This is a genomic window from Dysgonomonas sp. 37-18 (assembly GCF_001899125.1).
Taxonomy (GTDB): Bacteria; Bacteroidota; Bacteroidia; order Bacteroidales; family Dysgonomonadaceae; genus Dysgonomonas.
This window is the reverse complement of sequence record NZ_MKVC01000041.1, coordinates 144,682-157,878: the sequence shown is the minus strand read 5'-3', so window position 1 is coordinate 157,878 and position 13,197 is coordinate 144,682. Positions and strand designations below refer to the sequence as shown.

At 38.8% G+C, this 13,197-nt stretch carries 10 protein-coding genes; 4 read left to right on the top strand and 6 right to left on the bottom strand.

The window, feature by feature from the left end:
• Nucleotides 1–2: 2 nt before the first annotated feature.
• From BGO84_RS16080 to BGO84_RS16070, 3 genes are all read right to left on the bottom strand, one after another.
• Nucleotides 3–875: a YitT family protein gene (locus BGO84_RS16080; RefSeq protein WP_135106681.1), complete on the bottom strand. Its 873-nt coding sequence runs from the start codon at nt 873–875 to the stop codon at nt 3–5.
• Between the two features lie 13 nt (nt 876–888).
• On the bottom strand, nt 889–3,690 hold the full coding sequence (gene leuS / locus BGO84_RS16075; protein WP_291030738.1) for a leucine--tRNA ligase: 2,802 nt from the start codon (nt 3,688–3,690) through the stop codon (nt 889–891).
• Nucleotides 3,691–3,879: 189 nt separating this feature from the next.
• A complete protein-coding gene (locus BGO84_RS16070) occupies nt 3,880–5,007 on the bottom strand; it encodes an acyltransferase (RefSeq protein ID WP_291030736.1) in 1,128 nt (375 codons plus the stop codon).
• A 124-nt stretch (nt 5,008–5,131) separates the two neighbouring features.
• Here BGO84_RS16070 and BGO84_RS16065 point away from each other — a divergent pair, with 124 nt between their 5' ends.
• The gene (locus tag BGO84_RS16065; RefSeq protein ID WP_291030734.1) at nt 5,132–5,983 is read left to right on the top strand and encodes an AraC family transcriptional regulator; all 852 of its coding nucleotides are present in this window, start codon (nt 5,132–5,134) and stop codon (nt 5,981–5,983) included.
• Nucleotides 5,984–6,070: 87 nt separating this feature from the next.
• Here the strand turns inward: BGO84_RS16065 and BGO84_RS16060 are convergent, their stop codons facing one another.
• On the bottom strand, nt 6,071–7,918 hold the full coding sequence (locus tag BGO84_RS16060) for a 4-hydroxy-3-methylbut-2-en-1-yl diphosphate synthase (protein WP_291030732.1): 1,848 nt from the start codon (nt 7,916–7,918) through the stop codon (nt 6,071–6,073).
• A 177-nt stretch (nt 7,919–8,095) separates the two neighbouring features.
• On the opposite strand from BGO84_RS16060, the gene BGO84_RS16055 reads away from it, so the two are divergent.
• The gene (locus BGO84_RS16055; RefSeq protein ID WP_291030731.1) at nt 8,096–10,048 is read left to right on the top strand and encodes a sialate O-acetylesterase; all 1,953 of its coding nucleotides are present in this window, start codon (nt 8,096–8,098) and stop codon (nt 10,046–10,048) included.
• Nucleotides 10,049–10,122: 74 nt separating this feature from the next.
• Here BGO84_RS16055 and xerD read toward each other — a convergent pair whose 3' ends face one another.
• Entirely contained in the window at nt 10,123–11,022 is a 900-nt protein-coding gene (gene xerD, locus BGO84_RS16050) for a site-specific tyrosine recombinase XerD (RefSeq protein ID WP_291030729.1), read from the bottom strand.
• A 132-nt stretch (nt 11,023–11,154) separates the two neighbouring features.
• On the opposite strand from xerD, the gene BGO84_RS16045 reads away from it, so the two are divergent.
• Both BGO84_RS16045 and BGO84_RS16040 read left to right on the top strand, forming a co-directional pair.
• On the top strand, nt 11,155–11,457 hold the full coding sequence (locus BGO84_RS16045; RefSeq protein ID WP_135106667.1) for a septum formation initiator family protein: 303 nt from the start codon (nt 11,155–11,157) through the stop codon (nt 11,455–11,457).
• Between the two features lie 16 nt (nt 11,458–11,473).
• Complete coding sequence (locus BGO84_RS16040; RefSeq protein WP_291030727.1) at nt 11,474–11,830, top strand: hypothetical protein; 357 nt, start codon at nt 11,474–11,476, stop codon at nt 11,828–11,830.
• A gap of 107 nt (nt 11,831–11,937) precedes the next feature.
• Here BGO84_RS16040 and BGO84_RS16035 read toward each other — a convergent pair whose 3' ends face one another.
• Nucleotides 11,938–13,182, bottom strand: a complete 1,245-nt coding sequence (locus BGO84_RS16035) for a glycoside hydrolase family 5 protein (RefSeq protein ID WP_291030725.1) — start codon at nt 13,180–13,182, stop codon at nt 11,938–11,940.
• Nucleotides 13,183–13,197 lie beyond the last annotated feature (15 nt).

Below are 13,197 nucleotides of genomic sequence, written 5' to 3'. Positions count from 1 at the left end.
TTTTACGTCCTTATTTTATCAAAGCCCTCGCCGTAAACTCCCCGAACAGTACTTTGTGAGATAAATGCTTTCTCGTCAATACTTTTAATCAGGCGGAATATCTCCAGTGCTTCGTTGCGTTTAGCTAAAACAATCAGAACCTTTGTAGGCTTCTTCGTATACCACCCCATACCATCCAGAACGGTACAGCCCCGGTGCAATTCATGGTTTATCGCAGTGGCTATAATCTCATATTTTTCGGAGAAAACAAGTATCTGAACCGACTGACGAAATCCGTTGATAACCATATCTATACTATATGTCATCACACCCATCACAATAAGCCCGTATATAATGGTCTGATAATTCTGGAATACAAAATACGAACAACTGATTATCACAAAGTCGCACAGAAGCATTCCTCGCCCAAAAGCTATATTTTTATACTTATTGATAAGTGCTACAACGATATCAGTGCCTCCCGTACTACCATTCGAACTGAATACCAAACCTATCCCGACTCCGCACATCATCCCTCCGATAACACCTGAAAGAAGCGGCTCATTTTTTACAATGGGTTCGGTTATCATGGACTGACAAATAGTAAGCAGAAAAGTGAGCACAACAACTCCATAGATGGTCTTTATCATAAACTTAAGACCAAGAACCTTAAGAGCCACAAACAACAATCCACAGTTTACAAGAAAATAGGTATACTGCAAAGGAATCTTCGCATTTGTAGCGTATTCCACAAGCAGGGCTATCCCTGTTAACCCTCCGGTAACGATACCTCCGGGTTTTATAAATCCAATAAGCCCTACGGCATACAGAGCCAGACCAACAAATATAGTTGCGTAATCCTTCCAGTAAAACTCCTTTAAATATCTTTTAGGCATGGATTGTTATTGATTACAATACGACATTTATCATTTTCTTGGGAACAAAGACGACCTTCTTCGGTGTTTTTCCGTCAAGCCATTTCTGAGCCAGTTCATGACTTAACACCGCTTTCTCAACATCAGCTTGTACAGCATCTGCCGAAAACTCAAGTTCGAAACGAACCTTACCGTTAAAAGCAACTCCATATTTGAATGAATCTTCTGCAAGATATTCTTCATTAAAAGCAGGCCATTTTGCATCACAAACAGATGTTGTATTACCCAATGCAGACCAAAGCTCTTCGGAAACGAATGGAGCAAAAGGAGCAAGCAAGGTAACCAACTCTTGCAAAATCGCTTTTTTACTGCATTTTAAAGAAGTCAATTCATTCACACAAATCATAAACGCTGAAACAGATGTATTGAATGAGAATGATTCGATATCAGCAGACACTTTCTTTATGAGCTTATGCAATGATTTTAGCTCTTCCTTTGCTGGCTCTTCATCGGCAACAACAAACTCATCACCTTTATAGAACAGACTCCACACTTTACGCAAGAAGCGGTGAACACCATCGATACCATTCATATCCCAAGGCTTGGACTGCTCCAATGGCCCAAGGAACATTTCGTACATACGCAGTGTGTCTGCTCCGTACTTTTCAGCTACATCGTCAGGATTTACGACATTGTGATATCGTTTACCCATTTTCTCGATATTCCATCCGCAAACGTACTTCCCATCTTCAAGTATAAATTCGGCAGTCTCGTATTCAGGTCTCCAAGCTTTGAATCTATCTATATCAAGCACATCATTATGCACAATATTTACATCCACATGGATTTCTGAAGTTTCATATTTGTCTTTCAGGTTATAAGATACAAATGTATTTGTTCCATTGATACGATATACTAAGCTGCTACGCCCTTGTATCATACCCTGATTAATCAGTTTTTTGAATGGCTCATCTTCACATGAAACGCCTATGTCGAATAAAAATTTATCCCAGAAACGGCTATATATCAAGTGACCTGTAGCATGCTCTGTACCACCGATATACAAATCAACATTGCGCCAGTATTCATCTTTCTCTTTCGAAACTAGTTCCTGATCATTATACGGATCCATATAATGCAGATAGTACGCAGATGAACCGGCAAATCCCGGCATTGTATTCAGCTCGAGAGGGAATATTGTTTTGTGATCTATCTTAGATGTATCTACAACCTTTTCATTGGCTTCATCCCATGCCCATTTAGTTGCACGTCCTAATGGTGGTTCTCCCGATTCGGTAGGCAAATACTTATCTACTTCAGGTAACTCAAGGGGAAGTTTATCTAATGGCAACATGTAAGGAAGACCCTCTTTGTAGTACACAGGGAATGGCTCTCCCCAGTAACGTTGGCGAGAGAAGATAGCATCACGAAGACGGTAATTTACTTTTACACGTCCTAGTTTGTTTTCTCTTACATATTCTTTTGTTTTCTCAATCGCTTCCTTAACAGTCATCCCATCCAAGAATCCTGAATTCATCATGATTCCTTCTTTTGCATCAAAACTTTCTTCCGAAACATCACATCCTTCAATCAAAGGTATAATCGGCAAGTTGAAGTGTTTAGCAAAAGCATAGTCACGGCTATCGTGTGCAGGAACAGCCATAATTGCACCTGTACCATAACCGGCAAGTACATAGTCAGAAACCCAGATCGGTATTTCTTTGCCATTAAGAGGATTTATAGCATACGAGCCGGTGAATACTCCTGATATTTTTTTATCCATCAGGCGGTCACGCTCAGTCCGGCGTTTTGTAGCATCCAAATATTTTTCTATTTCGGCTTTTTGCTCGGCAGTTGTCACCTGAGGAACATATTCGCTTTCGGGAGCAAGTACCATAAATGTAACTCCAAAGATGGTATCGGCACGGGTAGTAAAGATTTCGAATTCAACATCCGAATCCTTTACTTTGAATTTCATTTCTGCACCTTCGCTACGTCCAATCCAGTTGCGTTGTGTTTCTTTGATAGAATCACTCCAGTCTATTTTATCCAGACCTTCGAGCAAACGCTGTGCATAAGCCGACACACGCAAGCTCCACTGGCGCATCAAGCGTTGTTCTACCGGGTATCCCCCACGCTCCGACAAGCCATTTATAACCTCATCGTTAGCCAATACAGTCCCTAAAGCCTGACACCAGTTTACAGTTGTTTCGCTGCGGTAGGCTATACGGTAGTTTAGCAATATTTCTTGCTTTTGTTTTTCGGTATATGATTTCCAGTCGGCAGCGCTAAATTGCAATTCTTCGCTGCAAGCTATATTTAAACCTTCTGTGCCAACTTGTTCGAAAGCTGCGATCAGTTCGGCAATCGGGCGTGCCTGGTTCTCATCATAGCAATAGTAGCTGTTGAACATTTGGATAAATGCCCATTGCGTCCATTTATAATATCTGGGGTCGCAGGTCTGAATCTCACGGCTCCAATCGTATGAAAAGCCAATCTTATCCAACTGCTCACGATAACGGTTTATATTCTGAGCCGTAGTAATGGCTGGATGCTGCCCTGTCTGTATAGCATATTGTTCGGCAGGAAGTCCGTAAGCATCATAACCCATTGGATGGAGAACATTAAAGCCTTTTAGCCTTTTGTAGCGAGAATATATATCGGATGCGATATATCCGAGCGGATGCCCTACATGCAGCCCTGCTCCTGATGGATAAGGGAACATATCAAGGACATAATATTTAGGTTTGCTTTTATCCTCTTTTACTTTGTAAGTTTTATTATCAATCCAATATTGATGCCAACGTTTTTCTATTTCTTTAAAGTTGTATTCCATAGCCGAATATCTTGCAATTTTTTATTGGCGCAAATATAGTTATTTCTTCAGATTTAAACGAATTAATAACGATGCTTTCAGAGCATAATTTGTTCGAACTGCAAGTCTTAGATAAAGATAAAGCAATTAAACATGCCTATTGGCTATTGTTTAATTGCTTTACGAAGCATGATACTTATTTTGAAATTATTACAAAAACTTCTTGCGCAACCACTCCCGAATAGGCAGATCATAAAACCTCATAGCAAGATATGCTGTAGCAACAGCAGCTATTACAACAAGTAAACTATAATGCCATGACTGTTCTAAAGTTAGATTATTATTTGTTACCCATGCCATGTATACATATGCAATAGGGAAATGAGTAATATAAATCGGATATGAGATATCACCGAGGAATTTGCATACTTTAGAAGCCTTATATCCTTGCACTTTGCCTCCTGCTCCTAGCCAAATTATAAAAGGAAACATAATAATGAGACAGAAACATTCGTATAGCCCGTTTAGCCAAAGACTATCCGCATCGCCTAGCCGTGGCACGGAAAGCAAAACAACCAACAATAAAGCCGCAGATAGAAAAGCATTTTTCGTATAACGAAGTTTACCCATTCTGGCCAGCAGAAGCCCTGCTAAGAAAGGGAATGCCAAACGAATAAACCCGATTTTCAATTGAGTAGAATCATCGATAGACCATCCTCCTATAATATCTCCATTGGGATTGGTTAAGGCGTAGTGAATGGTAAATCCGGCAGCAACCACGACTAAAATAGCGAGTACAATTTTTGATACCCGACGTAAAACAAGCGCATAAACAATATTAGCGATATATTCGAAGAAGAGAGACCATGCCGGTCCATTGAGCGGATGCATTTCATTCCAACCTCTTATATCCAAACCTTTTCCTACTGGTATTAGGGTGAAACCAATCAGCATCACTAACAACATCTTCCAAACCGGAACTTCGTTTATTCCACCCCATCCTAATGCCGGTGAATCCTGAAAATAAAACAATAATGCTCCAATAATAGACCCTATAATAATCATAGGCTGCAGACGAATAATACGACGCTTAAAGAAATCTTTCAATGTCATTTTGCCCCAGCGATCGTCATATGCATACCCAAGGACAAAACCCGAGAGCAGGAAAAAGAAATCGACCGCTAAATAACCATGATTGATAATTTGTTTACTATGGTCGCCATGTGAATGAATCTCAAAAACATGAAACAAAACCACTAACAACGCAGCAACGCCTCTTAAGCCATCAAGTATTTCATAATGGGGCTTGGAGCTTTTAATATCTATTGCTTCTTTCATTTACCTTTACAAATTAAAATTCTATTATAGGCAACAAAAATATACCAAAAACAACATACTCAATTGTTTTATATTTTATTATACTTGTCTTATATTTGCCTTTTTCAAACCGAATACATTAAAAATGCTCAAAAAAGTAAAATATGCTCATATACCTGCACAACGTGAATATTCATTTCATTTTGACCATGTAAAAATCAAATGGAATGAACAAATAACACTTCACCAACAAAAAACATGGGAACTCTCTTATGTTATAGTTGGGAGTGGAACACGCATTATAGGGGATACTATAGAGCCATTTTCAAGAAATGAAATCATACTGATACCACCGAATATCCCTCATTGCTGGTCATTCGACGAATTAGATGCTGATAAAAACGGAGAAATAGAAAACATAACCGTCACGTTCTCCGAACAGTTATTGGAGAAATGTTCTTCTGCTTTTCCTGAACTGGAGACCTATATAAAAAAAAATCAAAAAAATACTGAAGCCCTTTCTTTCAAGGGGGAGACATTAGTTCGATTGCAGAGCATTTTACTACAAATGGCAAAAGAGACAACAATAGACCGACTGTCTTCTTTCATCAAACTGTTATCAATAATCTCATCTGTAGAAAATACGAGTGCAGTAGGCAGACCCATAGTTGAAGACAAGAAAACAAAGAGGATGCAAAAAATATTGCTTTATGTAATGAATAATTATCAGAATACCATAACATTGGAAGAAATGGCTCAATTGGTGCAGCTTGATAAATCTTCTTTTTGTATTTTCTTTAAAAAAATGACAGGGAAAACATTTTTTTCATACCTGGCAGAATACCGCATCGAGTCTTCGTGCCAAATGCTAACAAAAACAAATATGGCAATTGCCGAAATATGTTTCGCTTCGGGATTCAAAGATATCCCCTATTATAACCGGGTCTTTAAGAAAATCAAAGCAGTTACCCCAACTGAATATAGGGAAAGAATTTAGGTATATGGAATGTGATTTTTATTAATATATTATTCTGTTCAACCAGACAAAACAATAGGCATCACATTCCATATGTTCAATGTTTTTTTAGTTTTCGGGCTCTACCCAATCACCATTCTCTTTTATAAGCTGAACAAGACGTTCTACAGCTTCGGCCGAAGAAATATTTTTCTCTATAAGGTTCTTCTTTTTGTAAAGAGAAATTTTTCCTTTCTCTGCGCCTACATAGCCATAGTCGGCATCAGCCATTTCTCCGGGACCATTGACAATACATCCCATCACACCAATTTTAAGATGTTTCAGGTGCGAAGTTGCCCCCTTTACCAATGCAACAGTTGTCTGTAGATCAAATAAGGTACGTCCGCAGCTCGGACACGAAATATATTCAGTTTTGCTTGTACGCACTCGTGATGCCTGCAAAATACCAAACATATAAGCATCAATATTCTTTAGAGGAATTGTACCTTCGTTCTGCAACATAATACCGTTCCCAAATCCATCGAGATACAATGTTCCGAAGTCTGCTGCGGCTTTTATCTGAATATCTTCCGACTCATTTTCTGTATAGTGGCGATTGAAGACAACAGGCGTATCGCAATCATTATTCATCAATGTATGAATAAAAGCCCGCTGTTCGCCTACTCCGTTAATATGATCAGTAGAAACAATGACAACGATAGACTTATCATTCTTCAACAACGCTAAAATATCTTTATCCAACTCAGGATAAGACAAGCGGAGGAATTTGATAGCCGAATCTGTTTTATTGATTTTATCCCAATTCGATTTATCAAACAACGGATAAGTATTTTTTTCACCTTTCCAGCCCTCAACGTCTATAATAGAAGGAATTGCCCGAGGTGCAGCAGCAGGAAGTTCCTTGCCTACATATAAATAGTCGGGCAAGAAATGACTATTTAACTCAAAATTACCTTGCGAACGATCTGAAATGACAACAGGAACACTATCACCTCCTATATTTCCTACTACATACGTCTCACGTCTGTCAGTAGAAAAAGGAGAGAACTTATCACTTGCTGTGGCTACTATTTCAGGATGATTTTCTTTTTGCTTAATGTATGCTATCAGCTTACGGGCAACCGGCACTTCATATTCTGGATCTTCACTCAACGACACACGAATCGTGTCTCCGATTCCATCCGATAGGAGTGAACCTATACCAACCGCTGACTTGATGCGCCCGTCTTCACCGTCTCCGGCTTCGGTTACACCCAAATGCAGAGGAAAATTAAGCCCTTCTTTTTCCATACGGGCAATCAGCAGACGTACAGCCTTTGACATAACCACCGTGTTTGATGTCTTCATCGAAATGGCAATATCCTTAAATCCTTCTTCGAGACAGATATGTAAAAATTCCATACAGGATTCTACCATTCCTTCAGGTGTATCACCATAGCGGCTCATAATACGATCGGAGAGAGAACCGTGATTTACCCCGATACGGATAGCCGTCTTGTGTTCTTTACAGATATCGAGTAGGGGAACGAGTTTAGCTCGTATTTTTTCTATTTCCTGAGCATATTCTTCGTCAGTATATTCAAAGGTTTCGAACGTTTTTACCCTGTCTACAAAGTTTCCCGGATTGATACGTACTTTTTCTACAACCTTAGCTGCGGCCTCGGCTGCACGAGGGTTGAAGTGTATATCGGCAATGAGCGGAGTATTATATCCTCGCCCACGCACCACTTCTTTTATATTTTTCAGATTATCGGCTTCACGAACTCCCTGTGCGGTCAGGCGCACATAGTCGGCTCCGGCTTCTACTATTCTTATTACCTGTTCGGCACTTGCTTCTGTATCGTTCGTATTGGTGTTTGTCATCGACTGCACCCTGATAGGGTTATTTCCGCCCAGTGGAGTATTCCCTATTCTGGTTTCGGATGACAGACGTCTTTTATAATTAAAGTAATTCATATGAATTTTATGTTGTTTTTTAGTTGGGATCCGAATATTATAACAAAGATAAACTTTTTTTGTTTCACTGATAATGAATCCCTGTGAGCCTTAATAAGGCAAGAGAAAAATACTTGTTTCTCATTTGCTTTAAAAATAAATTTTTAATGTTTATTTTTACAAAAAATATTTAATACCATGACAAAAAGAACATTACTCTTACCCTTTTTCTGCCTTTTGTGCTTTACTTCAGCACTTCACGCAGAAGTAAAACTAGCTAACATCTTCTCCAACAACATGGTTCTTCAGCGTGACAAACCTATCAAAATATGGGGTTGGGCTGACAAGAATGAAGCTGTAGAAGTACACTTTCTGAACCAAATAAAAAAAGTAAAGGCCGATAAGAATGGAGCTTGGATTGCAACACTCAATCCTGTATCGTATGGTGGTCCTTATACAATGGAAGTAAAAGGAAAAAAGAATAGCATCACATTAAATGATATCCTCATCGGTGAAGTATGGCTATGCTCGGGACAATCGAACATGGAAATGGCTGTACACGGATGGGGATCAGTCTATAACTATGAGCAGGAAATAAAGGATGCCAATTACCCTCAGATACGTGCATTCAACGTAGTGAAAGATATCAGCATGAAACCCAAAGACAATTTAAGCGGAACATGGCAGGTATGTTCTCCTCAAACCGTATCAGAATTCTCTGCCGTTGCATACTTTTTTGCTCGCAAATTAAATAAAGAATTAAATATCCCTGTAGGCATTATCAACTCCTCGTGGGGAGGTACAGATATAGAAACATGGACAAGCAGCGATGCATTTAACAGCCTTCCCGAGAAATTCAGAGAAAGATACAAAGATTTTAAGGTTGACAACTTTGATGAGTTTGCCAAAACCAATGAAGAAAACAAAGCCAAATATCTGAATGCACTGAATAACGATCCGAGCATCAGTGAAAAATGGTACGAACCTTCATTCAACACCTCAGCGTGGAACAAGATGCAATTGCCACAAATGTGGGAAAATGTGATTGGCAATGTTGATGGTATTATATGGTTCAAATATAACATTTCGCTACCAAAAGAAAGTGAAGGGAAAGCTGCAACAATAGATTTAAGCGTGATAGACGATAATGACATTGTATGGATAAACGGTATAAAAATTGGAGAAACAGAAGGTTACGGAGTGAAGAGGAGCTACAAGATACCGGAAAATGTACTGAAAAGTGGAAACAATACCATTGTAGTAAAAATCACCGATAACGGCGGCGGCGGCGGCATATATGGAAAAGCAGAACAAATGTATCTGCAAGTGCAAGGGAAGCAATACCCTTTGGCCGGAGAATGGCAATACAAAGAAGCCGTAACCAACAAAATGTATAAGTTTATCGATATTTCTCCTAATATGTATTACTCGCTGCTATACAACGGTATGATAAACCCTATAACCGGATTGGCGATCAAAGGAGCTATTTGGTATCAGGGAGAAAATAATGCATCGCAGGCTTACAATTACCGTACCCTATTTCCCACAATGATAAACAACTGGCGTACAAAATGGGGCTACGAATTCCCATTCTACTGGGTACAGCTGGCCAGTTATACGGCAAAGGACGACAAGCCGGTGAATAGCGAATGGGCAGAATTGCGTGAAGCCCAAACAATGACACTCTCTCTTCCTCAAACAGGTGAAGCTGTGATTACAGATATAGGCGATGCAGACGATATTCACCCTCGCAACAAACAGGATGTTGGTCTTCGCCTTGCTCTTATCGCACTCAATAAAGATTATGGCAAGAAGGATATCGTATATTCAGGCCCTACCTTTAAGGAAATGAATATTGAAGGTAATAAAGCAATCATTTCGTACAACAACACAGGCAAAGGGCTATGTGTAAAGAATAAGTACGGATACGTTGAAGGTTTTGCCATTGCAGGAGCAGACCAAAAATTTGAATGGGCAAAGGCTTATATCGACGGAGATAAAGTAGTGGTTTACTCAGAGAAGATAGCTAACCCTGTGGCTGTACGTTATTCTTGGGCAAATAATCCTGATGTGAATCTGTTTAATCAAGAAGGATTGCCTGCCGCACCTTTCAGAACCGATAATTGGAAAGGAATTACACAGCACGATTAAAAGAACAGAAAGAATAGAATAGGCTGTCCTAAACGTAGAAATTACGTTTAGGACAGCCTATTTTATATAAGTCACTATCGCCTATTACGTGGGTGATGTTCTATGATCTCCTGACGCAGATACTCTCTGTCCATATGCGTGTAAATCTCAGTAGTGGTGATCTTTTCGTGTCCGAGCATCAATTGAATGGCTCTGATATTTGCACCACCTTCAAGCAAGTGTGTCGCAAACGAATGGCGGAATGTATGCGGACTGATCGTTTTCTTTATACCGGCCTGTATAGCGTATTCTTTAATAAAATGAAAGACCATAATACGGGATATCGCAGTACCTCTGTTGCTCAGAAAGAGGGCATCCTCCGAACCTTTCTTTACATTTATTTCCTTGCGGTATATCAAATATTTTTCTATTTCGTTGATTGCCGTATGCGATATAGGGACAAGACGCTGCTTACTCCCCTTACCTTGCACTTTGATAAAACCTTCATCAAAAAACAGATCGGAGAATTTGAGTGTAGTAAGTTCTGATATACGCAAACCACAACTATAAAGGGTTTCTAAGATTGCACGATTGCGTTGTCCTTCTTTTGTTGACAGATCGATTACCGACATTAATTTTTCTATTTCGTCGAGAGCAAGTACGGTTGGCAACTTCAATCCGATCTTCGGACTATCGAGTAATTCGGTCGGATCGTTTTGCATATAGCCATCCAACACTAAGAAATCATAAAAAGACTTTATTCCTGAGATTATCCTTGCTACAGAACGTGCATTTATACCGATATCATACAATTGGGCTACAAACTGTTGCAGATTATCGAGCGTAACATCTTCTACTTTCAGATTCTCATTTTGCAAAAACCCCGATAGTTTAGCCAAATCAGTCATATATGCATCAATGGAGTTGGGCGATAATGATTTCTCCAACAATAGATAATTCTTGTATTTTCTGACTATATTATCTTCTTTTGCCATCCTGCTATATTGATAAGCCGATATCCATAAAGAATATCTTTTAACCTTATTTCATTTATTTATAACTACAAATATATATCTTTGTAGACGGAGTATAGTACATCCGGATTATCTTAATTGTTTTTAGTTTTTATGAAGATTTTCAAATCTATATTCAACTATCTTATTACCAGATATACAAAAGTACAATTACTTATTATGCTGGTAATCATATTTTTTGCATTCTTCATCAGCGACAGTAATATATTTGCTCGCTTTGGATACGATGCAAAAATAATGGAGTTGAATAGCCAGATAGATTATTACCGTGAAAAAACGGAACAAGATAAGGAAAAATTGAAGTTGCTGGAATCAGATAAAGACCAGATCGAAAAATTTGCACGCGAAAACTACCTGCTTAAAAAAGACGATGAAGATGTCTTTGTGGTAGAATAACATATCTAACTTTGTAATGAAGCAAAATCCTAAGCTTAAAAACATCCTGTTTCAAGTATCAGCTATCCTAATTCTCTTAGCTGCAATTATTTATTATTTTCAGCCCGAAATAGCCAAATATATACTGATAGCCGGAGCTGTGGGGTATACAGCTATTACCTTCACAACGCCTTATCCGGGAAAGAGCATTCGCGGAAAGCGACTCTTCAATATAATGGTGTTTGCAGCACTACTGATGTGTGTATCTGCCTATCTGATGTTTGTAAATATTACAGGATGGGTAGTCACCATACTTATTGCCGCTATACTTACTTTGTATAGTACCATTGCCATGTCGATGGAGTATAAAAAAGAACAAAAAGACGAGAAATAAAAATGAAAGGGATTACTAACACTACTATAACGTAATCCCTTTCCCAATCTCTATTTACAATAAATGCTTAATCACTAAGCGAGGAGATTATATTTTCAGCTTCAACATCAGGGCTTCATACCCAATGCGGAAATGTATCCTGCGTTCTTGGTGCAATGTTTAAATTTCATATTTTCCAGCAAATCAGTCATCGCTTTTTTAACAACCTCTTGGTTGGGTCTTGCTGCTCGTATTTTTGCAAAATTTCCTCTGTCTTGCTTGGTGTACTCAACTATCAAATCCCAATTTTCGGGTTTAGGTATCGTTACCATACAGCTATTAGGAACCATTTTCTTATATGGCCAGTAATGCCATCCTATATTGTTACGCTCCATCAGGCGTGTCCATCCGGCAATCCATTGATCTGTATTTTCGCCCGTTTCACCCATATATATCGGTAAATTAACACTGTCTCTAAACTGTACAAAATCCTGAATATTAGACTGTAATGTGTCGCACCAATAGCGATGGCAGGTATACATCAGTTTATCATCAAATTTAGAGTCTTTAAACACCTTGAAGTTTCCATTCCACTGTGCTCCGCCAAGCAACACAATATGATTCTTATCTACCATGCGGATAGTATCTACACATCTTTTGTATAGCGGCTCTAACGAATCATTCAGATGAGCATATTCTTCTAGAAAATAATGTGCTATGGGCTCATTCAGCAGATCATAACCCTGTATAATCGTGTCATTCGCATAATGCTCTGCTACTTTTTTCCATATATTACAAAACAATTCTTTGCTCGGCTCACTTTCCATCAGCCAAGGATACCCGTAGCTATCATCAATATTATCACCTGTTTGCCCCCCCGGAGCATCATGCATATCCAGTATAACATACAAACCTTCTTGACGGCACCACTCTACTACCTGATCTATCATTCCAAAACCGTCATGATCAGAAGCCTGTCCCATATAATCCTCATTCGTAAAGAGTTTATAATGAAACGGTATCCTCACTGAATTCATACCGGTTTGTTTGATATATTTTATATCTTCTTCGGTTATATAATTCTTTTTAAACTCATTCCAAAACCAATTTGTAAAATCAGGCCCTACCATTTCACAAAAAGCCTCAGTGATCAGGCGATACGAGCTTGCATCCTGAAAGAAAAACATATATCCTTCGGGATTGAGCCAGTTACCCAAATTGATCCCTTGAATAAGAAATTTTTTACCATCGGGCTTTATCAAATTAGGTCCCTCTACACGGATGAAACGATCGGAAGATTGTTTCTCTTCCATCTTCGATTGACAGGATAGAAAGATTATAAGCAAGGGCAATAAGTAAAATAATTTTCTCATAGTTTTTATATTATA

Bases quoted from the DNA above. Each gene is read 5' to 3' on its own strand.
- leuS (WP_291030738.1), bottom strand. From the start codon at position 3,690: ATGGAATACAACTTTAAAGAAATAGAAAAACGTTGGCATCAATATTGG.
- BGO84_RS16070 (WP_291030736.1), bottom strand. From the start codon at position 5,007: ATGAAAGAAGCAATAGATATTAAAAGCTCCAAGCCCCATTATGAAATA.
- BGO84_RS16080 (WP_135106681.1), bottom strand. From the start codon at position 875: ATGCCTAAAAGATATTTAAAGGAGTTTTACTGGAAGGATTACGCAACT.
- BGO84_RS16060 (WP_291030732.1), bottom strand. From the start codon at position 7,918: ATGAATTACTTTAATTATAAAAGACGTCTGTCATCCGAAACCAGAATA.
- BGO84_RS16055 (WP_291030731.1), top strand. From the start codon at position 8,096: ATGACAAAAAGAACATTACTCTTACCCTTTTTCTGCCTTTTGTGCTTT.
- BGO84_RS16065 (WP_291030734.1), top strand. From the start codon at position 5,132: ATGCTCAAAAAAGTAAAATATGCTCATATACCTGCACAACGTGAATAT.
- BGO84_RS16040 (WP_291030727.1), top strand. From the start codon at position 11,474: ATGAAGCAAAATCCTAAGCTTAAAAACATCCTGTTTCAAGTATCAGCT.
- xerD (WP_291030729.1), bottom strand. From the start codon at position 11,022: ATGGCAAAAGAAGATAATATAGTCAGAAAATACAAGAATTATCTATTG.
- BGO84_RS16035 (WP_291030725.1), bottom strand. From the start codon at position 13,182: ATGAGAAAATTATTTTACTTATTGCCCTTGCTTATAATCTTTCTATCC.
- BGO84_RS16045 (WP_135106667.1), top strand. From the start codon at position 11,155: ATGAAGATTTTCAAATCTATATTCAACTATCTTATTACCAGATATACA.